Source organism: Enterobacter cloacae complex sp. 370H10 (genome assembly GCF_050031535.1).
Taxonomy (GTDB): Bacteria; Pseudomonadota; Gammaproteobacteria; order Enterobacterales; family Enterobacteriaceae; genus Enterobacter; species Enterobacter intestinihominis.
Genome location: NZ_JBLGWG010000001.1, coordinates 2,186,375 through 2,207,313 on the forward strand (window position 1 = coordinate 2,186,375; position 20,939 = coordinate 2,207,313).

The window sequence follows — 20,939 nt, forward strand, 5'->3', positions numbered from 1 at the left end:
TAACCGTTCAGGAATTACCCTCGCACATCCGATTCCATTAAAGTAGATGACAGTTTCTTTACTCTGATAAACAACGGTTATCGGTCGGGTTATGTCATTTCAGATTAAATTTCATCAAATTCGGGCTTTTGTCGAAGTGGCGCGTCAGGGCAGTATTCGCGGAGCCAGCCGGGTGCTGAATCTTTCGCAGCCCGCGCTGACTAAATCCATTAAAGAGCTGGAAGAGGGCATGGCGGCACAGCTGTTTGTGCGCCGGAGTAAAGGTGTCGCCCTGACCGAGTGCGGGGAAGGGTTTTATCACCGCGCTAATTTGATTCTGGAAGAGCTTCGCGCAGCGCAGGATGATATCCGTCAGCGTCAGGGGGAGCTGACCGGGCAGATCAATATTGGGATGGGTGCCAGCGTGGCGCGCAGCCTGATGCCCGCCGTTATCTCCCGTTTTCATGCGCAGCATCCTCAGATCAAGGTGCGGATTATGGAAGGTCAGCTGGTATCAATGATCAATGAATTACGCCAGGGTGAGCTGGACTTTACCATCAACACCTATTATCAGGGGCCTTACGATCACGAATTTACGTTTGAAAAACTCTTTGAGAAACCTTTTGCGGTATTTTGTCGGGAAGGACATCCGGCGTTGGGGGCTACCTCTATTAATGAACTTCTTCATTATAACTGGACAATGCCAACGCCGCGGGGAAGTTATTATAAGCAGCTTGAGGATATATTTCATCATCGCTCGCAGATACCGCGTATTGGCGTCGTTTGCGAAACCTTTTCGTCCTGTATTAGCCTTGTCGCACAAAGTGACTTCCTGAGCGTGCTGCCGCAGGAGCTGGGCTGCGACCCGCTGCTGGCGCACCGGCTGGTCATGCTGCCGGTTGTGGAAACACTTCCCAGAGCGGCCTATTATTTAATTCAGCGCCGTGATGCACGCCAGACGCCCCTGGCTGAATCATTAATTACACAATTCAGAAGGGAAGCGAGAAAAATAGTTTCATCGTGAAATTGCCAAAGAAAAAATAGAGCCTGCCCGACATCAGACAGACCCTACAGTACACACAGCAGTGCGTCCTTTCGCAAATCCTGGGTATTATATCCATGAGGCAGGTATATTTAGGTATAACATCTTTCCTGAAAAAAGAAAGGCGGCACGTCATTGGTTTTACAAAATTTCAACGCAAATCACTTATTTTAACTCTGCTGTAGTTTTAGTTAAGTAAAATTTAAATAACTTTAATGGTAGCTATATATATTCATCAGATTAATATTTATCTTGCCCCTTGCGGTAAGGGTTATTGAGGCCCCTGCCCGGTGCAGGTATAGTACAAGCCCCGATGTGCCCGGAGGATTTCCATGAACCCTGACGACAAATCACTTTTTCTTGACGCCATGGAGGATGTCCAGCCCCTGAAACGCTGCACCGATATCCACTGGCAGCAAAGCCGTAATACCCGGGTTCGCCAGGAGATCGATACCGAGCAGCTCGACAACTTTCTCACACTGGGTTTCCTGGAACTCTTGCCGCTTGAAGAGCCGCTGATGTTCCAGCGCGAGGGCGTTCAGCAGGGCGTTATTGACAAGCTGCGCTCGGGTAAATACGCCCGACAGGCCAGCTTAAATCTGTTGCGTCAGCCCGCCGAACGCTGCCGCCAGATGCTGTACGCCTTCATTCGCCAGGCCAGCCGCGACGGTTTACGTAACCTGATTATCATTCACGGGAAGGGCCGCGAGCAGAATTCGCACCCGAACGTGGTGCGCAGTTATCTTGCCCGCTGGTTAACTGAGTTCGAGGACGTGCAGGCTTTCTGCGTGGCGCTGCCGCATCACGGCGGCAGCGGGGCATGTTATGTTTTACTCCGAAAATCCGATGAGGCGAAACAGGAAAACTGGGAACGTCACGCCAAGCGCAGCCGTTAACAGTAAGGCCTAGAACGTCTCCCAGTTTGTGTCACCTGAGGCACTGACCGTGGCGGGACGCAACAGTTGCGGTGCTTTTGTATTTTTTGGCCGCGGAGCGGTGTTTTCCTGCATGTTCAGCCGGAAAGCCGCCACGGCCTGGCGCAGCTGTTCAGACTGATCTTCCAGCGCCGCCGCCGCCGTTGCCGACTCCTGTACCAGCGCGGCGTTTTGCTGCGTTACGCTGTCCATCTGCGAGACCGCCAGGCTGACCTGTTCAATACCGCGGCTTTGCTCGTCAGACGCCGACGAGATTTCAGCCATAATATCGGTTACGCGTGTCACGGCCGCGACGATCTCTTTCATGGTCGCACCCGCCTCGCTGACCTGTTCCGAGCCGGTATTCACCCGGCTGACGGAGTTTTCAATAAGCCCTTTGATCTCTTTTGCCGCCTGCGCACTGCGGCTGGCCAGCGTCCGTACTTCGCCTGCCACGACCGCAAAGCCGCGGCCTTGTTCGCCAGCACGGGCGGCTTCAACCGCCGCGTTGAGCGCCAGAATGTTGGTCTGGAAGGCAATGCTATCGATAACGCCGGTGATATGCGCAATTTGCTGAGAACTGTCGGCAATGTCATTCATGGTACGCACTACATTATTCACCACCTGGCCGCCGCGTGCGGCGGTTTCAGACGCATTCTTTGCCAGCAGCGTCGCCTGACGAGCGTTATCCGAGTTCTGTTTCACCGTGGCCGTCAGCTCTTCCATGCTGGCGGCGGTCTCTTCCAGCGAGGCTGCCTGCTGCTCGGTTCGGGCGGAAAGGTCGTTACTCCCGGCGGCAATTTCTCCTGCGCCCGTGTAGATAGAGTCTGTGCTGCCGCGCACGGCGCTGACGGTGCTGACCAGCGACTGTTGCATCTCATGCAGACCGGCGGCCAGCTGGCCCATTTCGTTGCGCCCGGTAATCGCGACGTTTTGCGTCAGATCGCCGCTCGCGATGGTGCGAATATGGTTCATGATGGCGTTGAGCGGTCTCAGGAGCAGGTGCTGTAAACCCTGCCAGATCACCACCAGCACGGCGATAACGGTCAGGAAGATCGCTGCCAGCGTCCACTGCATCTGGGTAAAGCTGTTCTGGTTCTCTTCGGCGGCGGCTTTCAGCAGGACGTTGTTTTCCGCGCGCCAGCGGGTATAGACCGCCTCCATCTCATCCTGCGCCTGCTGGGCGTCCAGGTCGCCATAGGCCTGATAGTTATCGGCGCGCAAGTACGCAATGGACAAGCGCATTACCTCGTGCATGTTCTTCCAGGCTTTCTGCATCTCTTCGGTGAGCGCGGCATTTTGCCCCTTCACCTGCGGAATCGCCTGCCAGTTTTTGTAATAGTCTTCGGCTTTGGCCAGCGAACCATTGGCGGTGCCCAGCAGCGTATTGATTGCCGCGAGAGAGGCCGGGTCGCGCTGGTTTTTCAGGTAGCGGATCGCCACGCGGGTGACGGTAACGCGCGTTTTCACCAGGGTGTTCACACTGTCGCTCAGGCTCTCCTGCTGGGCATTGAGCAACCCGGAGTTCTGAAAGTTGTGACGATCGTTGTTAACGGCAGAGTAGAACAACCCTCCCGTGACAACTTGCAGCAGACAGAATATGGTGAGGGCAAAGATAATACCGGTAATCACGTGCAGATTTTTCAGCATGGCGGTCATCCGTAATAGAAGAGGCAGGGTTACATCAATACTATCGTCGTAGCGAATTTAAACTTTAATTTTACTATTGCTTAACTAATGGTTTCGTTGCGGAACCTGTTGTAAACCCGGATCATTTTTATGAGGAAGGTCAGCATGAGCAGCATAGATAAATGCGGAACATTCACGCTCGGAACGCGTACGGTTAAACGGTTTGGCTATGGCGCGATGCAGCTTGCCGGACCTGGCGTTTTTGGTCCGCCAAAAGACAAAAATGCGGCGCTGGCGGTGTTGCGTGAAGCGGTAGAGTCGGGGGTAAATCACATTGATACCAGCGATTTTTACGGCCCCCATGTGACCAACCAGCTTATCTGCGAGGCGCTTCATCCGTACCGGGATGACCTTACGATTGTGACCAAGATCGGAGCCCGACGCGGCGAGGACGCCTCCTGGCTGCCGGCGTTTTCCGCCCAGGAGCTGACGCAGGCGGTGCATGACAACCTGCGCAACCTGAAGCGAGATGTGCTGGACGTGGTTAACCTGCGGATCATGTTTAGCGCCCACGGACCAGCGGAAGGCTCGATTGCCGCGCCGCTAAGCACCCTCGCGGAGCTGCAACAACAGGGGCTGGTTCGCCATATTGGGCTGAGCAACGTCACCGCTTCGCAGGTGGCTGAAGCGCAGAAGATGGTTTCCGTGGTATGCGTACAGAACATGTACAACGTGGTGAATCGCGGTGACGATGCGCTGGTAGATTCGCTGGCGCAGCAGGGGATTGCCTGGGTGCCGTTCTTCCCACTGGGTGGTTTCACGCCACTGCAATCTTCCGGGCTACAGGCGGTGGCGGATTCACTGGATGCGACGCCTATGCAGGTGGCGCTGGCATGGCTGCTGCAACGCTCGCCAAATATCCTCTTGATCCCGGGTACTTCTTCGGTGGCGCATCTGCGTGAAAACCTGGCGGCAGCCGATCTGGTATTGCCGCCTGAGGCGCTGGAGACGTTAAATACGCTGGTGGAGTAATCCAGACAGCAGCAAAAGCCCGGGGGATTTTTCGGGCTTTAGGTGTTTATGACACAATCTGATTCCTTTGGCGGTGAAGTGCTAACGCTTCCGCCACGATTTCCTGCTTACTTTTCCGTGTTTCATACGCAGTAATGCGGATGTACTCCATCAGCGCTGGATCGATGCGCGCACTTAACATCCTGAGATCGGCCTCCTTTGCTACACCGCGAGCAACACGCTTGTCGGGATAATCACGGGCTGGCATAGAAAACGTCCTCCAAAAATTGTCTTGTTAATTTGTGCTGTAAAATATGCGCTAGTCTTGGTGTAAAGTCAATGTGTAGTGAAAGCGCAGTGAATTACTGTTTGGCTTTTCTGCGATTCAAGACTTCATTAAGTGATTTGATAGTGTTTGTATTGTCACGCTGTGAGTCCGCTTTGATGCGGAAAGTCACATTTTAAGTGCTGATAATGACGGAATGTTCAACGCACCAGACGCTCTAAAATTATTGATAATTTCTTCCTGAAACTGAACTCAGGTTTATCCCTGTGCTTATTCATGGTTATTGCTTAATTAAATCTTCTGTTTGAAGGCTCAGCTGTAAAAATCTGACGCTATAAGAACGGCCTTGGGGGAATCCTGATATTGATCCTTTAAGCAACTTACGGCTGGTCATATATTCCAGCATCGGTGACGTAGTTAGCGATATTCGCTATTTTAACCCTGTTAAACCCATGCAATTGCGCTGGTTTTCATTTCTTCCGACATAATAGGTTTTGTCTACGTTCTCTTTTTAATTTATGCTTCGCATACGAACAATTAGCGTTGTGCAGGGTTTTAACATCATGGCAGTTAATAAAACCCTGCTTTATATAAAGTAATCAGGAGATTCATTTTTATGTCAGACAATAATCCCCGCCCATTGGGCTGGTTAGGCCCGTGGTGCCTGCTGGTGGGTGTGGTACTTCTTGTGACGGGGCTGTTTTTTGCCATCGGCGGTTTTAAACTGGCTTCCCTGGGGGGGAGTTGGTACTTTCTCATTGCCGGGGTTTTCACGCTGCTCTCTGCTATTCAGTTTTTCCGCCGCAAATCCTCTGCCGTAGGGCTGTTTGCTCTGGTGTTTCTTGGCACCCTGATTTGGGCATTTTTCGATGCCGGACTCGACTTCTGGCCCCTGGTTTCCCGATTAATGGTACCCGCCGGGCTGATGGTGCTGGCAGCAGCCACCTGGCCTGCATTGCGTAAGCGTGAAGGAAAACCGTCCTCCACGAAAGGGGCGATAGCGGTCTGCGCGGTCCTTATTATCGGCATGGGCGTCACCTTTGTTCAGATGTTTCAACCCCATCCGACCGTGCCGTTTAGCGGCGAAAAGCGCCCGCTGGTGCCGGTAAAAGAAGAGGCGAAACAGCAGAACTGGGATCACTACGGTAATACGGCTGGCGGTAGTCGCTTTGTGGCGCTGGACCAGATAACCCGTGACAACGTGAAAAACCTGAAACCGGTCTGGACCTACCATACCGGTGATATTCCGCAAAGTCCGGATGGCAATGGCGCAGAAGATCAGCAAACGCCGCTACAGGTAGGCGATCGTGTCTTCCTCTGTACGCCGCATAACAACGTGATCGCCGTGGATGCCGATAGCGGGAAAGAGATCTGGAAAGCGGAAATCAACGCTAAGTCTGCCATCTGGATGCGCTGCCGTGGCCTGGCGTACTTTGATGCCACCAAACCGCTGGCACAGCCAACGGTAGCCGGCTCCACACCGGTTCTGCCAGCGCAGGTCGCATCGGGCGCGGCATGCCAGCGCCGTATCCTGATGAATACCATTGACGGTAAGCTGATCGCGTTAGACGCCGATAACGGCAAATTCTGCCCGGACTTCGGTACTAACGGCAGCGTTAACCTGCATGAAGGAATGGGCGACGCGTCAGATCCAACCTATGTGTTGACGTCGGCCCCGACGCTGGCGGGTACCACGGTCGTGGTTGGCGGCCGCGTTGCGGATAACGTCAGCACCGATATGCCGGGCGGCGTAATACGTGGTTATGACGTGATCACCGGCCAGCTGCGCTGGGCGTTCGATCCGCGTAATCCGGATCCGAACTATGTTCTGAAGCCGGGCGAACACTACAAACGCAGCTCCGCAAACTCCTGGGCCCCTATGTCCTGGGATGCGTCGATGAATACCGTGTTTATCCCGATGGGAAGTTCCTCTGTCGACCTGTGGGGCGCTGACCGTATTCCGGAAGATCACAAATACGCCACCTCAATTCTCGCGCTGGATGCGACTACCGGGAAAGAGAAGTGGGTATACCAGACCGTGCATAACGACCTCTGGGATTTCGATATCCCGATGCAGCCGAGCCTGGTTGATTTCCCAACGAAAGAGGGCAACAAGCCCGCGGTGGTGGTGGGCACTAAAGCGGGGCAAATTTACGTTCTCGATCGCCTGACGGGTAAACCGCTCACTGAAGTGAAAGAGGTTCCGGTAAAACCAGCGGATATTCCACGTGAACAGTACCCGGCAACGCAGCCTCGCTCTGTGGGGATGCCGCAGATTGGCGCAGAAACCCTGAAAGAATCGGATATGTGGGGGGCGACGCCGTTTGACCAGCTGGCCTGTCGTATCAGCTTCAAATCAATGCGTTATGACGGTCTGTACACGATGCCGGGAACCGATATTTCCCTGAGCTTCCCGGGCTCGCTGGGGGGAATGAACTGGGGCAGTTTGTCCACCGATCCGAACAACCAGTATATCTTCGTCAATGACATGCGTCTGGGCCTGTGGGTTCAGCTGATTAAGCAAGATCCGCAGAGCGCGGTGGCAAATACGGGTGGTGAAGCCGTGAACGCCGGGATGGGCGCCGTTCCGATGAAAGGAACGCCGTATTCGGTCAACAAAAACCGTTTCATGTCACCGCTGGGCATTCCGTGCCAGAAACCACCGTTTGGCTCTCTCTCCGCCATTGACCTGAAAACGCAGAAAATCGTCTGGCAGGTGCCGGTCGGTACCGTACAGGATACCGGTCCGTTTGGGGTAAAAATGCGTATGCCAATGCCTGTCGGTATGCCGACGCTGGGCGGTACGCTGGCCACGCAGGGCGGTCTGGTCTTCATTGCGGGAACCCAGGATTACTACCTGCGCGCCTTTGATTCCTCTACGGGGGAAGAAGTGTGGAAAGCGCGTCTTCCGGTGGGTAGCCAGGGCGGACCTATCAGCTATGTATCACCGAAAACCGGCAAACAGTACATTCTGATCTCTGCTGGCGGTGCACGCCAGTCGCCGGATCGTGGTGACTACGTGGTTGCCTACGCGCTGGATAAATAACAGCGAAATAAGCAACCTGGCCCCGTCGAAGTACGGGGCTTTTTTTTGACTAAAAACCACGGATATGAAGAAAGCGGCGGGTCCGGTCAGCCCGTGAAAAGCACCCGCCAGCGACGGCGATGGCGAGTCATCTCGCGCCATAGTGCGATTATCTCGTCATGTTGCAGGGCATCAACAGCCTGCGGCGTTAACACCGGTAAACCATAGCGCTGGCGCAGGGCGGCTACTGCCGTGGCGCTGGCATTCATCGGTGACCGGATTTGCATCGCCAGCTGCTGTCGCAATACGCTGAACGCCGTCTCATCGCACAGCGTCAGCTCACGCAAAAATTGTTTGCAGCAACCCAACAGGTTCACGGGAGAGCGGTCAGGCGACTGTAACGCCAGCAGCAGGCCATCGCGATCGGCAATACGCTGATAACGACAGCTGACCACGTAGCCAATCTGCTGTTCCACGCGCAGGCGCTGGAAAAATTGCGGTTCGCAGCATAATGCCAGCAGCCGCAGCGCGGCGAGCGACGCGCCCGGCGGCAGGGGAATAAACACCAGCAGCGCCGAATCCGCGCTGGCGTGCGGAATGTGTTCGATCCCGCCGGGACAACCGCTTAATGGCGTCGGCTTAGCGTTAACCGGCGCCCGGAGCAGGCCAAGCTGCCGGGCTAACCCGTGCGCGTGCGCGACGCTGCCGCCAACTAGCGCCGCCAGCCAGCCGTCCCGTGGCGGATCCGATGCCAGACGTTCAGGCAATTGCTGAAGCAGCTCACGGATGGCAATGCCTTCTGGCACTGGCGTAAGAGCCGGGGCGGGGTGGGAGAGGCGATCGATTATCGCCCCGATGATGTGTTCCGCCGTCACCACGGCGTCAGGAAGCCGCAGGGTGAGCTGCCAGCTACCGTCAACCGTTTGCCACTCGCCGCTGCCGTCAATATGGCGCAGTTCAGCAAGGAGAGGGCGTAACTGTTTGCCCATCGCCACCCCCTGCGCCCGTTCCATGCACGAATAAAAAGGCCTGCGCAGGATCAGCGTTGGCGGTTGTGTCTGCGCCGACAAATGCAGCAGCGGAGCGGCTTCTGACGTCGGGGCTGGCGTAACATACCTGGCAGTCTGCGGGTAGAAGGAAAACGCGATGGGGCTATCATCTGCAACCGGCTGGCGACGCCAATGGCTAAGCGGCAGAGCAAACCCCTGGCTGGCGATAATTTCAGAGGTTTCAATTTTTTTGCAGGCCAGATACGAGGTGGGCGCCGCCAGTAAATCGGCACAAAAGGCGGAAAAACTTACGGGCGCCGCACCGGGCGCAAAACCGAACGCCCGCTGGCGCAGCTGCTCCAGCGTCGGCAGGGCGCTGAAACGTTGCTGTGCCAGCCGATAATAATGCCGCTGCTGCTCATCCGTCGTTTGCTGTAGCGCCCGTAGCCAGTGGGTAATATGCGGGTCAACCTCCTCGGGTCGTTCGCTATCAACCGTTAGCGCCAGCCAGCCGTTATCGTTATCCTGATAAAGCCAGTTCAGGGCGACATCTTCTGCCAGCCCGCGCTCCCGCAGCCCGGCAATCAGGCTTCCGGGGGCGTCGTCCAGTAAAAACTCCCGAAATAAGGTGACGTTGTCACTTTTTCGAATTAACGGACAACGCCACAGTGCGGGTCGCTCCGTCACTGCCAGCTGAAAATCTGCTTCAGCGCTAAGACGCAACGGGGGAGCGGTTTCAGGCATGCCACCAGAAGCAAAACCGGACGCAAACGTATGGGCAAGCTCGGCCAGCGCATCCAGCGTTTGCGGCCCTTGCAGCCACAATTGCAGGTGTCCGGCCACATAATAGCGCCGATGAAAGTCGCGCAACGCGGTTTGCAGCGATCCCGTGTCCTGCCCCAGAGAATCCTGGCTACCTACCTGAAAACGGCGAAAAACTGTGGGTTCTTCCATCGCGTGGCGTGCCGCCGCTTCGCGCCTGGCGGAATCATGCTGCTGGATGAGCCGGTTTTCCGCATCAATGACCGCCACTTCGCGCTGTATGTCATCGCATGAAAGCAGCGGCGCCTGCAACATATCCCGCAGTCGTGCGACGCCGTCGGACAGGTTATCGGCGGCCACATCGAAGAAAAATGCGCTGTGGCGAGCCAGCGTGGTGGCATTGACGCTACCGCCCTGACGCTGGACCCAGGCCATGAGTCGATCGTCGCCCTGATAGCGCTGGCTACCGCGGAACAGCAGGTGCTCAAGTAAATGCGCAAGACCGGCGAAGCGCGGTGGCTCGTGATGGCTTCCGGCACTCACGCGCGCCAGCGCCGCCGCGCGTGTCGCCTGCGACTGATGCACCAGCGTTGCGCGTAAACCGCCTGCCAGCTCCACGATGCGGGTGGTCATTATCGCTACAGTTCCCGGGTTTTATAGATAAGCTGCGAACGGGTACGGTTGCGGAACTGAAGCTGGCCGATTTTCATGTCGCTACAGGCTGCTTCGCGTCGCGCGTCCAGAATTTTATGATGATGCGGCGATTTGCTGCACACCGGATCGGCGTTATCAGCATTCCCGGTGAGCATAAAGGCCTGGCAGCGGCAGCCGCCGAAGTCCTTCTCCTTTTCATCGCAGGAGCGGCACGGCTCCGGCATCCAGTCAAACCCGCGATAGCGGTTGAAGCCGAAAGAGTCATACCAGATGGATTCCAGACTCTGATCAAGCACCGAGGGGAACTCCACCGGTAGCTGGCGCGCGCTGTGGCAGGGCAGCGCCGTGCCTTCCGGGGTCACGCTGAGGAAAATCGACCCCCAGCCGCCCATACAGCCTTTTGGTCGCTCTTCGTAATAATCAGGGGTGACGAACAGCAGGTTGGTCAGATTGCCGCTGGCGGCCATTTTTTGCCGATAGTCGGCAACCACGCGTTCCGCGCGGGCGATCTGTTCTCGCGTCGGCAAAAGGCCCTGACGATTAAGGAACGCCCAACCGTAGAACTGGCAGGTGGCAAGTTCGACGTCGTCGGCGTCCAGTTCAATGCACAGCTCGATGATTTTATCGATCTGGTCGATGTTGTGCCGGTGCAGGACGAAATTCAGCACCATTGGATAATCGCGCGCTTTGACCGCTTTGGCCATCGCCAGCTTCTGCTGGAAGGCTTTTTTATTCCCCGCCAGCGCGGCGTTGAGCACTTCATCGCTGGCCTGGAAGCTAATCTGGATATGGTCCAGACCGGCCTCGCTGAACGCGTCGAGCTTGCTTTCCGTCAGGCCAATTCCCGAGGTGATCAGGTTGGTATAAAAACCGAGATCGCGGGCGGCGCGGATCAGCTCCGGCAGATCTTTACGCGTCAACGGTTCGCCGCCGGAAAAACCTATCTGCACGCTGCCCATCGCCCGCGCCTGGCGGAAAACCTCAATCCACTGTTCAGTGGTCAGCTCCTGATCCTGCCGGGCAAAGTCCAGCGGGTTAGAGCAGTAAGGACACTGTAGCGGACAGCGATAGGTCAGCTCCGCCAGCAGCCACAGCGGTGGATTGACGGCGGGTTTATTCTGGCTCACGGAAAATAATCCACTTCTGTTGATAAGCGATTTGCAGGAATTCTACGACGTCGTCATCCACGCCGCCGGCTTCCGGGAACCGTTCGTTGAGTATGGCAATGATGGCCGCCGCGTCGCGTTGGCCATCGACCAGTTCGAGGATTGCGGCCGCGGTCTCATTGAGTTTAGCCATGCCTTCCGGATAAAGGATGACATGGCTGTCCTGAGCGGCTTCCCATTGCAGGCGATAGCCGCGACGAAAGGCGACGATGGAGTTTTTTTGCATGCTTATACCAGTCGGGTTGTGTGCCAGGCCGCTTTGTCGGTGACCGTGTGATAAGGCGGACGCTGTAGCGCGTAGGCCATGGTCATCGCGTCGAGCATCGACCACAGGATATCGAGTTTGAACTGAAGGATCTCCAGCATCCGATTCTGCTTTTCTGCGCTATCGCAGTAACTCTTCGCCAGCTCCAGACCGTGTTCAACGTCGCGGCTGGCCTGGCTGAGGCGGCTACGAAAATAAAAATAGCCTTCCTCTTTGATCCACGGATAGTGCTGCGGCCAGCTGTCGAGACGCGACTGATGAATTTGCGGGGCAAACAGTTCGGTGAGCGAACTGCATGCCGCCTCCTGCCAGTTGGCGCGGCGGGCGAAGTTAACGTAAGCGTCCACGGCGAAACGGACGCCGGGCAGCACGTGGCGTTCGCTGATTAAGTCGTCGCGGCTAAGCCCTACGGCTTCGCCCAGCTGTAGCCAGGCTTCGATACCGCCGTCATGACCGTTGCTGCCGTCGTGATCGAGGATCCGCTGCACCCATTTTCGACGCGTGTGCGGATCCGGGCAGTTCGCCATAATGGCCGCATCTTTCAGCGGGATCGTCGTCTGGTAGTAAAACCGGTTCGCCACCCAGCCCTGGATCTGCTCGCGGCTGGCCTCGCCGTTATGCATCGCGATATGGTACGGATGGTGAATATGATAGTAGGCGCCTTTCGCCCGGAGGGCGTGTTCAAACTCTTGCGGCGAGAGCGTTTCACGAATGTGCATAGTTAGTCCTGAAGCGTGATGGTCATCCCGTCCCAGCTCACTTCAATTCCCTGCTGCGTGAGGGCGTGACGCTGCGGCGACTGCTCGTTAAGGATCGGGTTAGTGTTATTAATGTGAATCAGAATCTTGCGCTTTGCCGGCAGAGAGGCCAGCAGCGCCATCATGCCGTGTTCATCGCCGAGCGCCAGATGGCCCATATCGCGGCCGGTATTGCGCCCGACGCCAGCGGCCTGCAGTTCATCGTCCTGCCAGACGGTGCCGTCAATCAGCAGACAGTCCGCTTTTTTAAGCCACGGCAGGATGGCGGCATCGGGTTCACCGAGACCCGGCGCGTAGAACAGCGTCTGACCGTTGCGGCGGTTTTCGATAAACAGCGCCACGTTATGCCCCGGCAGCGGGCGGTCGCGCCACGGCGAATAGGGCGGTGCGTTACTGGCGATGGGGACAGCGGTAAACTGCAAATCAGGGCAGGCTTCCACGCTAAAGGCGGCGAGCGGTGCGATCGGATGATGAATCAGGCCGCCGTTCCAGTGCCGGAGCATGGTAAAAATCGGGAATCCGCTGGAAAGATCTTCATGCACCTCCGGCGTACACCATACCTGATGCGGACACCCCTCGCGCAGGCTGAGCAGCCCGGTGGTGTGGTCAATCTGGCTGTCGGTGAGAATAATGCCGCCAATATGCGTGCCGCGCAGAACCTCTTTCTTATTCAGTTCTGGCGTATGGGCAATCTGCTGGCTGATATCGGGCGAGGCGTTACACAGTATCCACTCTTCGCCGTTATCGCTGACGATGATCGACGACTGGGTGCGGGGGGTCGCCTGAAGGGTACCGTTGCGCAAACCCTGACAGTTGGCGCAATTACAGTTCCACTGAGGGAAACCGCCGCCGGCGGCGGAACCGAGGACTTTAATAAACATGAAGATAGGCCAGGTAGTAAAACAGAAATGCCCGCACGGATGGCGGGCTGAGCGATTAGCGGTTGGAAATGTACAGCGTCACTTCCAGGCCAAGACGTAAATCAATAAAAGCAGGTTTCTTCCACATCGTTTTTTCCTCTTTAAAAATGCAGCACCAACACCATTGTTTGTGCCAGTTTTGTGATGGTCATCAAATAATGCGTCACAGTGGGGCAAAGCTCAACCCGAAAGATGTAAGGAATTAACGTAATGTTTACAACGTAACCTATTGTTGCCAAACATTTTGCAATACCTTTTGCCAGTTGCCCCACAGCAGCTTATTCAGCACAAATTGATCATAGCCGCTGTCACGCAACGCGCTGATTAGCCGCGGTAAACCACTCACATCATGCAAATCATCAGGTAACGTGATGCCGTCAAAATCGGAGCCCAGCGCAACATGATCGTCGCCCATGATGTTAATAAGATAGTCGATATGGCGAACGATTGTGCTCAGTGGGGTATCGCTATCGCGTTTACCGTCGGTGCGCAGAAAGGCGTTGCCGAAATTGACCCCTGCCACGCCGCCGCTGTCGCGGATAGCCAGCAGTTGCCGATCGGTCAGATTACGCGGTTGCGGGCACAGCGTATGGGCGTTGGAATGGGTGGCGACCAGCGGTGAAGAGGAATGACGAGCAGTACCCCAGAACGCCTTTTCATTCATATGAGAAACGTCAATCAGCATGTTCAGGGCGTTAGCGTGCTTAATGAGGGCGATACCCTCTGCGGTAAGCCCTGGGCCGCTGTCCGGGCTGCCGGGAAACGCCCCGTTAACGCCGGTGCCAAAACGGTTAGCAATGTTCCAGAAAGGCCCAATGCTGCGCACGCCAGCGGCATAGAAAGCCTGTAGATCGCCACCCTCGCCGTCAAAACCGCCCGCACCCTCAATATGCGCCACCATCGCCAGCACCTTATCCTGACGGCAGCGTTCGATATCTGCCGCGCTCAGGCACAATCGCGCCCGCCCATCGGAGTGTGCGACAAGCTGCTTGAGGATCGTCAACTGCTGCCAGAGAATGTCGATCGGTTGCCACGGCTCGCTGGCGTAGTGCGGCGCCATGCGGGCGATATACTCCTGCGGCGGCACGAACAGCGCGAACAGCCCGCCGGAAAATCCGCCTTGCTGCATGCGCGGATAATCGAGGTGTCCGTTCTCAATGCCGGAGAAGAAGGCCGTTACCGGATCCTGGCGATGATGAAGCCATAAATTAAGCAACAGGTCATTGTGACCATCAAAAATCGCCATAGCGCATCCCACTGTTTTTTATTGCTGAAAAAGTTGCCTGGCACGATAACCGATTTGTCCGGTCCGGCAAGGAGAAACTTACAACTTAGCAGCAATTGTTAATATCACTTAACCGTGAGGAGATCCGCACATCATGTTGCGTGGCGAGGTAAGAGCATTTCCCGTTCCATCTGCGATTGCATCGCGTACGTTCCCTGAGCTACAGGGCTACGCTATACTTCGCCACTTTGAGTTATGCGTGGCAGGTAATGAAATATGCGGGAGAGCATTAATTTTCTTTTCGTGGTGCTGTCTTTCACGGCACTGATTATGCTGATGCGCTTTTTCATCAGGCGTATTCGGCATCCAAAGCGCATCGTTGCCGACAGCCGGGGAATGAAACAAATCTCTACCCATCCTTCCTGGTTTGGCGGATCGTCAGGTAAAACCTACTTTTATGATGAGCAGTATTTATACGAGGTCATAAATAGCGTCACCCGTAAAATTGAGCTGGCCGCTATCGTAAAAATTAAGCCGGGCTCGACAGTGGTTAATAACAGGCGGATCTGGTCTGTGAGCTATCTTGAGGGAACCCGTGAAAAACAGGTGCAATTTTATAATAATCTGACGGTGTTTAATCAAAACTTTGCTGCGTTTTTAGAGGCTGTAAAACGCGTGAATCCTGAAGCCGATATTAAGGCCGTCTCCTTGTTCAATCTGTGACTGGAATACATTACCTTTATCTTTCTGACTGCCCATACGGCAGGTATGGGCAGTAAAGCTGCCGATATTACTTCTTCTTGTTCATCATCGCCTTGAGATCGGCAAAGGGGTTAAACGTGGCGACACCCACGTCTTTTTGCGCATCCTCACCTGCGACAACGGTGGTGCCATACTGATCCGCTTCGGTGTACTTTGAGTGTTCGTGGTCATGGCAAAACAGGCACAACAACTCCCAGTTACTGCCATCTTCCGGATTATTGGTGTGATCGTGGTCGATATGGTGGACCGTGAGTTCACGAAGATTCGAATACACAAACTCCCGCGAGCAGCGTCCACAGACCCACGGGTAAATTTTTAGCGCTTTTTCACGGTAGCCGCTTTCCAGCCGTGCGTAGTTTTTGGGGATCAGAGCCATTGCTGATGTTACCTGTTAAAAAAGAGAATAGTTCACACTATATCCCATTTTGAGATGCTAGGAGAATGCCTCCTCTGCGGGAAGGCAGCGTGCGATTTGCGTATTTCTGTCAGTTTATTTGAAGCATTCCGTTAAATAATCACCATTTATTCTCATCGGTTAATGCGTAGAGTAGGGATAACGCAATGCTTTATCAGGATACTCCACTATGAAAAAGATCGGATTTTTGTCGTTTGGTCACTGGACGCCGTCTTCCCAGTCCGGCACGCAAACCGCAGCTGACACGCTGCTACAGTCCATCGATCTGGCTGTCGCCGCTGAAGAGCTGGGCGCGGACGGGGCTTATTTCCGCGTGCACCACTTTGCCCGCCAGCTCAGTTCGCCATTCCCCTTGCTGGCTGCGATAGGCGCGAAAACCAAACGCATCGAAATCGGTACGGGCGTGATCGACATGCGGTACGAGAATCCGCTGTATATGGCGGAAGATGCTGGCGCGGCAGATCTCATCTCCGGCGGGCGATTACAGCTTGGTATCAGCCGGGGCTCCCCGGAGCAGGTGATTGATGGTTGGCGTTATTTTGGTTACGTGCCGCAGGACGGGGAAAACGAATCTGATATGGCGCGCCGTCACACTGAGGTACTGCTTGATGTATTACGCGGTGAAGGGTTTGCGAAGCCTAACCCACAGCCGATGTTCCCAAACCCGCCGGGATTGTTGCGTCTGGAGCCGCATTCAGAGGGCTTACGCGATCGTATCTGGTGGGGGGCTGGCTCCAATGCAACGGCAGTATGGGCGGCAAAACTGGGGATGAACCTGCAAAGCTCAACGCTGAAAGATGATGAAACCGGCGAGCCGTTCCATATTCAGCAGGCAAAACAGATCCGTGCCTACCGACAGGCCTGGGCCGAGGCAGGGCATACCCGTCAGCCACGCGTTTCGGTCAGCCGCAGTATTTTTGCCCTGATGGACGATCGCGACCGGATGTATTTCGGTTCAAGCCGCAATGAGAGCGACAGCGTTGGCTATCTGGATGAGAAAACGCGGGCCATTTTCGGACGCAGCTATGCCGCAGAGCCAGACAAGCTGATTGAACAGTTGAAAAAGGATGAAGCGATCGCGGAAGCGGATACGCTGTTGCTTACCGTGCCGAATCAGCTGGGCGTGGAATACAACGCACATGTGATCGAGTCCATCCTGAAACATGTCGCACCGGAAATGGGATGGCGCGATCGCAATGCGTAATCTGGCCCTCTGGTATCGCCGGTTTGGTGAGCCTGAATCGGTACTGCAAGCGGAAACCACACCATTGTCACCGCGACAGCCGGGAGAGATACGTGTGCGCATGCTTTTTTCTCCGGTGAACGCCTCCGATCTCATCCCCATCACCGGGGCATATCGCCATCGCACGCCGCTGCCCGCAATAGCCGGTTATGAAGGGGTCGGAATAGTGACCGAAACGCCCGCCGCTTACCCGGCGCTGCTGGGCAAGCGGGTCCTGCCGTTACGGGGGCAGGGAACCTGGCAGCGCTATGTCGACTGCCCGGTGGCGTATGCGGTTCCCGTCCCGGACGACGTCGACTCGCTTCTTGCCGCGCGGGCGTATATCAACCCGCTTGCCGCTCAGATGATGCTGGACCGTTATCATCCGGTCGGGAAAACGGTGCTGCTCACCGCTGCCGGTTCTGACTGCGCCGTTCTGCTCGGGCAATGGGCACGCCAGGCGGGTGCAGAGGCGGTTTACGGGATCCATCGCTCGCCCGTGCACGCTCAACGTCTGGCTGAAATGGGGATCGTCCCGATTGCGCAAGATGATACGGCCGCCGTCAACGCTGCCGCCGCGCAAGCGGAGGTGGTGTACGACGCCACGGGCGGCAGCCTGGCGGAGGCGATCCTGAGCGTGATGCCCGAAACCGGTACCTTTGTCTGCTACGGGCTACTCTCCGGGCAGACCTTCCGGCAGCAGCGGCCGTTGCCGCGCGTGGCGTGGTTTCACATTCGTAACTATCTGGACGCGCTGAGCGCTGAGGCGTGGCAGGCGGATTTTCGGCGCATCTGGCCTAAACTGCGCGCCAGCCAGTGTAGCGATGTTACCCTCTACCCGCTGTCGGAATGGCAGCGGGCAGTGGGCAACTACCGCGAAGCGGGAAGAACGGGCAAGCCTATGCTGTCGATGGACAATTAATCGGCCTTATGACTCATGTCGCTCAGCAGTACAGCGATACTTTGTCCACCGGCGGTCTGCTCCAGGCCAATTTTGACAATAATTGTCAGCGGAACGGAGAGCAGCATGCCGACAGGCCCGAGCAGCCAGCCCCAGAAAATCAGGGACAGGAACACAACAAGAGTTGAAAGCCCCAGCCCGCGTCCCATTATCCGTGGTTCGAGAATGTTCCCGAAGACAAGGTTAATCACCAGATAGCCTGCCAGCAGAATCAGGGCATCATACAAACCGCTGAAAACCAGCACCTGAAGGATAGGGGGGATCGCCGCCAGCACGGAGCCAATGTTAGGAATATAGTTGAGCGCAAAGGCCAGCAGCCCCCAGACGAAGGCAAAACGCACATCCAGCGCGGCGAGCATCCCCCAGACCACTAATCCCGTCACCAGGCTGATGGCCGTTTTCAGCACCAGATAGCGTGAAACGCTGTCGAGCGCGCGCTGAATAGCACCCATTCCCTCTACCGGACGCACCATGATGTGCTGGAGTTTTGCAGGCAGCTGTGGAACTTCCAGCAGCATAAACACAACCGTCAGGAACAGCAGGAAAATCGAGGTCATGGCGTTGGAGAGCTGTGCCAGCAGGCTGGTGACAATCGTCATGGCGGCATTCGGATCGATGTATTTAAGCAGTTCCTCAACCGAGACTTCGATACCCGCGCGTTGCAGCCAGGGTTCAATTTGCAGCAGCGGGGTCGCCAGGGAAGAGCGGTATGTCGGCAGCGTCCGCGCCAGCTCGTTCAGGGAGGTTCCCAGATAGGCGACTAACAGCACCATCGCAACGATAATAATACTGATAAGCAGGCTTATCGCCAGCACACGCGGGATGCGTAGCCGCACCATTCGCTGCACCAGTGGATTGAGGATCACCGCGATAAAAAGCGCCAGGATAAAAGGCACGATGATATCGGCCGCAAAACGAACGCCGGTCAGAATGATCACCAGCATGCCCAGCATGATGACGATCTTAAGCCCGTTGAGGGTGATAATGGGTTTGGCCATGGACGTTCCTGAACAGTTTTTTATTTATAATAGAGGGGAAAGCGGATTAAAAAAACTAACCAAAATCAAACAGACTGGGTAAAGAAATGAAAAGGCTTTGAGTAAATTCCTGGCTTATGATACAAATCAGGCGTGTTCAACTACTGAGGACAATTTTCATCCGCAAAGACGAGAAGCAACACCGCGGATAATTGTAATTTTATGGACAATTTGTTCAGGACGTATTTTTCAAACAACTCTGCTCTGTTTTCTACCTCCCTCTGCACGCTTTCCGGTGAACAACACTGGCGTTCCGCGCTATAGTCACGTCTTCTGCCTGAGCTGGCGCTATGCGCTTAGCTAACTGATTTAATTCCCACTTTTTTGGTTTGCTGTTCGCAGCGAGCCTCGATGGATTATATTCTCAAGCAGGAGAAAAACATGTTTTACTGGATTTTATTAGCTCTGGCTATCGTTGCTGAAATTACCGGCATCTTGTCGATGAAATGGGCGAGCGTGAGTGACGGCAGCACCGGATTTATTTTGATGCTGGTCATGATTACGCTTTCCTATATATTCCTCTCTTTCGCGGTTAAAAAAATCGCGCTGGGCGTGGCATACGCTTTGTGGGAAGGTGTTGGTATTTTATTGATCACGCTGTTCAGCGTCATGATATTTGATGAAACCCTGACGACAATGAAAATTGCCGGGCTGACGACCCTGGTCGCAGGTATCGTGCTGATTAAATCGGGTACGCGCAAACCGGCCAAACAGCAGAAGGAGCAGACCCATGCAGCAGTTTGAATGGATCCACGCGGCCTGGCTGGCTTTCGCCATCGTTCTGGAAATTATTGCGAACGTCTTTTTGAAGTTCTCCGACGGCTTTCGTCGCAAAGCCTACGGCTTGTTATCGATTGCCGCGGTTCTGGGGGCGTTTAGCGCCCTGTCGCAGGCGGTGAAAGGCATCGATCTGTCCGTGGCCTACGCGCTGTGGGGCGGCTTCGGTATTGCCGCCACCCTGGCGGCAGGCTGGATTATGTTCGGGCAGCGTTTAAACCATAAAGGCTGGATAGGGCTGGTATTACTGCTCGCTGGCATGATCATGATTAAACTGGCCTGAGTGACCTACTGCTGCGCCAGGGCTTCCAGCCGGTCGCGAAAACCGGTCACCGCCAACGCTCGGTTATCGGCGCGCCAGCGGTCTTTCGCTGCCGGAGCAGAACTCTGAACGCCAATCAGTTGCCAGCCGTTAACGGTTTTTAACATCAGGGGCGATCCGCTATCACCCGGTAGCGTATCGCACTGATGCGAAAGCACGCTGTTTTGCGCCCAGCCCGTCACCACGCAGTCCGTATGGGTGTACAGCGAATCGAGGTGATCAACAGGGTAGCCTGACTGCGTCACTTTTCGATCGGCGGCTTTCAGGGCGGCGGTAAGCGCGTCTTTGTCACCATCAAAGAGCGGTAGCGGAGCGATCCCGGACGGCGGATAACGTAAAACGATCAGACCGAAATCCCAGGATGCCGCCCCGGGCGGCACAATCCATCCATCGCCATCCGGTTTCAGGCGTTTCCCGAGCGACGGATCCACCCGCCCCTCAATACCGTGAATTTCGTAGCGCCAAATCCCTTTCTGCGAGACAAAGCGCAGGGCGATCGCTTTATCCGGTTTGCCTTCGGGCGGCATTAACAGGCAATGACCCGCCGTCAGCGCAAGGCGTGGCGTTATGAGAGTTGCGGTACATAGATTGCCGCTGGCGGTTTCCAGTTGCCCGATGGCATCCCAGGGCGCTTCGGTAGGATCGGTGACACGCGTACGATCGTCATGACCAAAAAACAGCGTCTTTACCTCTTTGGCGCTGATGGCGTCATCGTCGCCCTCATCCGCATGTGAAAAGCCTGCAAAAAGGCTAAACGTTCCCAGTAACAACACAACAGATTTACGCATATCACACTCTGGTGGGGGTAATTATGATTA

At 55.5% G+C, this 20,939-nt stretch carries 21 protein-coding genes and 1 pseudogene; 10 read left to right on the forward strand and 12 right to left on the reverse strand.

Features of this window, described 5'->3' with window-relative positions; all coding sequences use genetic code 11:
* The first annotated feature begins 91 nt into the window (after nt 1-91).
* Both ACQG2Q_RS10910 and smrA read left to right on the forward strand, forming a co-directional pair.
* Nucleotides 92-1,003: a LysR family transcriptional regulator gene (locus tag ACQG2Q_RS10910; RefSeq protein ID WP_063849269.1), complete on the forward strand. Its 912-nt coding sequence runs from the start codon at nt 92-94 to the stop codon at nt 1,001-1,003.
* A gap of 350 nt (nt 1,004-1,353) precedes the next feature.
* The gene (smrA, locus tag ACQG2Q_RS10915) at nt 1,354-1,917 is read left to right on the forward strand and encodes a DNA endonuclease SmrA (RefSeq protein ID WP_063849268.1); all 564 of its coding nucleotides are present in this window, start codon (nt 1,354-1,356) and stop codon (nt 1,915-1,917) included.
* A 9-nt stretch (nt 1,918-1,926) separates the two neighbouring features.
* On the opposite strand, the gene tcp is transcribed toward smrA, so the two are convergent.
* Entirely contained in the window at nt 1,927-3,585 is a 1,659-nt protein-coding gene (gene tcp, locus ACQG2Q_RS10920) for a methyl-accepting chemotaxis citrate transducer (RefSeq protein ID WP_023299980.1), read from the reverse strand.
* 144 nt (nt 3,586-3,729) lie between these two features.
* On the opposite strand from tcp, the gene ACQG2Q_RS10925 reads away from it, so the two are divergent.
* Nucleotides 3,730-4,596 (forward strand): aldo/keto reductase family oxidoreductase, encoded by an 867-nt coding sequence (locus ACQG2Q_RS10925; protein ID WP_023299981.1) that lies wholly within the window; start codon nt 3,730-3,732, stop codon nt 4,594-4,596.
* Nucleotides 4,597-4,642: 46 nt separating this feature from the next.
* On the opposite strand, the gene ACQG2Q_RS10930 is transcribed toward ACQG2Q_RS10925, so the two are convergent.
* Nucleotides 4,643-4,843, reverse strand: coding sequence for a hypothetical protein (locus ACQG2Q_RS10930; RefSeq protein ID WP_023299982.1), 201 nt, complete (start codon nt 4,841-4,843; stop codon nt 4,643-4,645).
* 634 nt (nt 4,844-5,477) lie between these two features.
* Here ACQG2Q_RS10930 and ACQG2Q_RS10935 point away from each other — a divergent pair.
* Nucleotides 5,478-7,907, forward strand: a complete 2,430-nt coding sequence (locus ACQG2Q_RS10935) for a glucose/quinate/shikimate family membrane-bound PQQ-dependent dehydrogenase (RefSeq protein WP_096216878.1) — start codon at nt 5,478-5,480, stop codon at nt 7,905-7,907.
* 86 nt (nt 7,908-7,993) lie between these two features.
* On the opposite strand, the gene pqqF is transcribed toward ACQG2Q_RS10935, so the two are convergent.
* The 7 genes from pqqF to ACQG2Q_RS10970 form a co-directional block, all read right to left on the reverse strand.
* Nucleotides 7,994-10,270, reverse strand: coding sequence for a pyrroloquinoline quinone biosynthesis protein PqqF (gene pqqF / locus ACQG2Q_RS10940; protein ID WP_096216879.1), 2,277 nt, complete (start codon nt 10,268-10,270; stop codon nt 7,994-7,996).
* 5 nt (nt 10,271-10,275) lie between these two features.
* Nucleotides 10,276-11,418: a pyrroloquinoline quinone biosynthesis protein PqqE gene (gene pqqE, locus ACQG2Q_RS10945; RefSeq protein WP_022647952.1), complete on the reverse strand. Its 1,143-nt coding sequence runs from the start codon at nt 11,416-11,418 to the stop codon at nt 10,276-10,278.
* Nucleotides 11,405-11,683 (reverse strand): pyrroloquinoline quinone biosynthesis peptide chaperone PqqD, encoded by a 279-nt coding sequence (pqqD, locus tag ACQG2Q_RS10950; protein ID WP_003857508.1) that lies wholly within the window; start codon nt 11,681-11,683, stop codon nt 11,405-11,407. The genes pqqE and pqqD overlap by 14 nt, the downstream gene beginning before the upstream one ends.
* A gap of 2 nt (nt 11,684-11,685) precedes the next feature.
* Entirely contained in the window at nt 11,686-12,441 is a 756-nt protein-coding gene (gene pqqC, locus ACQG2Q_RS10955; protein WP_023306095.1) for a pyrroloquinoline-quinone synthase PqqC, read from the reverse strand.
* A gap of 2 nt (nt 12,442-12,443) precedes the next feature.
* Entirely contained in the window at nt 12,444-13,361 is a 918-nt protein-coding gene (gene pqqB / locus ACQG2Q_RS10960) for a pyrroloquinoline quinone biosynthesis protein PqqB (protein ID WP_023299987.1), read from the reverse strand.
* Nucleotides 13,362-13,416: 55 nt separating this feature from the next.
* Nucleotides 13,417-13,488 carry a pyrroloquinoline quinone precursor peptide PqqA gene (pqqA, locus tag ACQG2Q_RS10965; RefSeq protein WP_002905689.1) on the reverse strand — a complete coding sequence of 24 codons (72 nt, stop codon included), beginning with the start codon at nt 13,486-13,488 and terminating at the stop codon, nt 13,417-13,419.
* Nucleotides 13,489-13,626: 138 nt separating this feature from the next.
* On the reverse strand, nt 13,627-14,646 hold the full coding sequence (locus ACQG2Q_RS10970; protein ID WP_063849265.1) for a dipeptidase: 1,020 nt from the start codon (nt 14,644-14,646) through the stop codon (nt 13,627-13,629).
* 255 nt (nt 14,647-14,901) lie between these two features.
* On the opposite strand from ACQG2Q_RS10970, the gene ACQG2Q_RS10975 reads away from it, so the two are divergent.
* Nucleotides 14,902-15,348 (forward strand): hypothetical protein, encoded by a 447-nt coding sequence (locus ACQG2Q_RS10975; protein WP_046620057.1) that lies wholly within the window; start codon nt 14,902-14,904, stop codon nt 15,346-15,348.
* 67 nt (nt 15,349-15,415) lie between these two features.
* Here ACQG2Q_RS10975 and yajD read toward each other — a convergent pair whose 3' ends face one another.
* A complete protein-coding gene (gene yajD / locus ACQG2Q_RS10980; RefSeq protein ID WP_006808895.1) occupies nt 15,416-15,763 on the reverse strand; it encodes an HNH nuclease YajD in 348 nt (115 codons plus the stop codon).
* Between the two features lie 208 nt (nt 15,764-15,971).
* Here yajD and ACQG2Q_RS10985 point away from each other — a divergent pair, with 208 nt between their 5' ends.
* Both ACQG2Q_RS10985 and ACQG2Q_RS10990 read left to right on the forward strand, forming a co-directional pair.
* Entirely contained in the window at nt 15,972-17,006 is a 1,035-nt protein-coding gene (locus ACQG2Q_RS10985) for an LLM class flavin-dependent oxidoreductase (RefSeq protein WP_022647957.1), read from the forward strand.
* Nucleotides 16,999-17,946, forward strand: a complete 948-nt coding sequence (locus tag ACQG2Q_RS10990; RefSeq protein WP_063849264.1) for a zinc-dependent alcohol dehydrogenase family protein — start codon at nt 16,999-17,001, stop codon at nt 17,944-17,946. Before ACQG2Q_RS10985 ends, ACQG2Q_RS10990 begins: the two co-directional genes overlap by 8 nt.
* On the opposite strand, the gene ACQG2Q_RS10995 is transcribed toward ACQG2Q_RS10990, so the two are convergent.
* Nucleotides 17,943-18,983 carry an AI-2E family transporter gene (locus tag ACQG2Q_RS10995; RefSeq protein ID WP_003857467.1) on the reverse strand — a complete coding sequence of 347 codons (1,041 nt, stop codon included), beginning with the start codon at nt 18,981-18,983 and terminating at the stop codon, nt 17,943-17,945. The two genes, ACQG2Q_RS10990 and ACQG2Q_RS10995, sit on opposite strands and share 4 nt — an antisense overlap.
* 132 nt (nt 18,984-19,115) lie before the next feature.
* Here ACQG2Q_RS10995 and ACQG2Q_RS11000 point away from each other — a divergent pair.
* From ACQG2Q_RS11000 to mdtI, 3 genes and pseudogenes are all read left to right on the forward strand, one after another.
* Nucleotides 19,116-19,286, forward strand: a pseudogene (locus tag ACQG2Q_RS11000) (hypothetical protein).
* 117 nt (nt 19,287-19,403) lie between these two features.
* Nucleotides 19,404-19,766, forward strand: a complete 363-nt coding sequence (mdtJ, locus tag ACQG2Q_RS11005) for a multidrug/spermidine efflux SMR transporter subunit MdtJ (protein ID WP_426759158.1) — start codon at nt 19,404-19,406, stop codon at nt 19,764-19,766.
* On the forward strand, nt 19,753-20,082 hold the full coding sequence (mdtI, locus tag ACQG2Q_RS11010) for a multidrug/spermidine efflux SMR transporter subunit MdtI (RefSeq protein ID WP_022647960.1): 330 nt from the start codon (nt 19,753-19,755) through the stop codon (nt 20,080-20,082). The genes mdtJ and mdtI overlap by 14 nt, the downstream gene beginning before the upstream one ends.
* A 5-nt stretch (nt 20,083-20,087) precedes the next feature.
* Here the strand turns inward: mdtI and ACQG2Q_RS11015 are convergent, their stop codons facing one another.
* Nucleotides 20,088-20,909, reverse strand: coding sequence for a trypsin-like serine peptidase (locus ACQG2Q_RS11015; protein WP_023299991.1), 822 nt, complete (start codon nt 20,907-20,909; stop codon nt 20,088-20,090).
* Nucleotides 20,910-20,939: the final 30 nt, after the last annotated feature.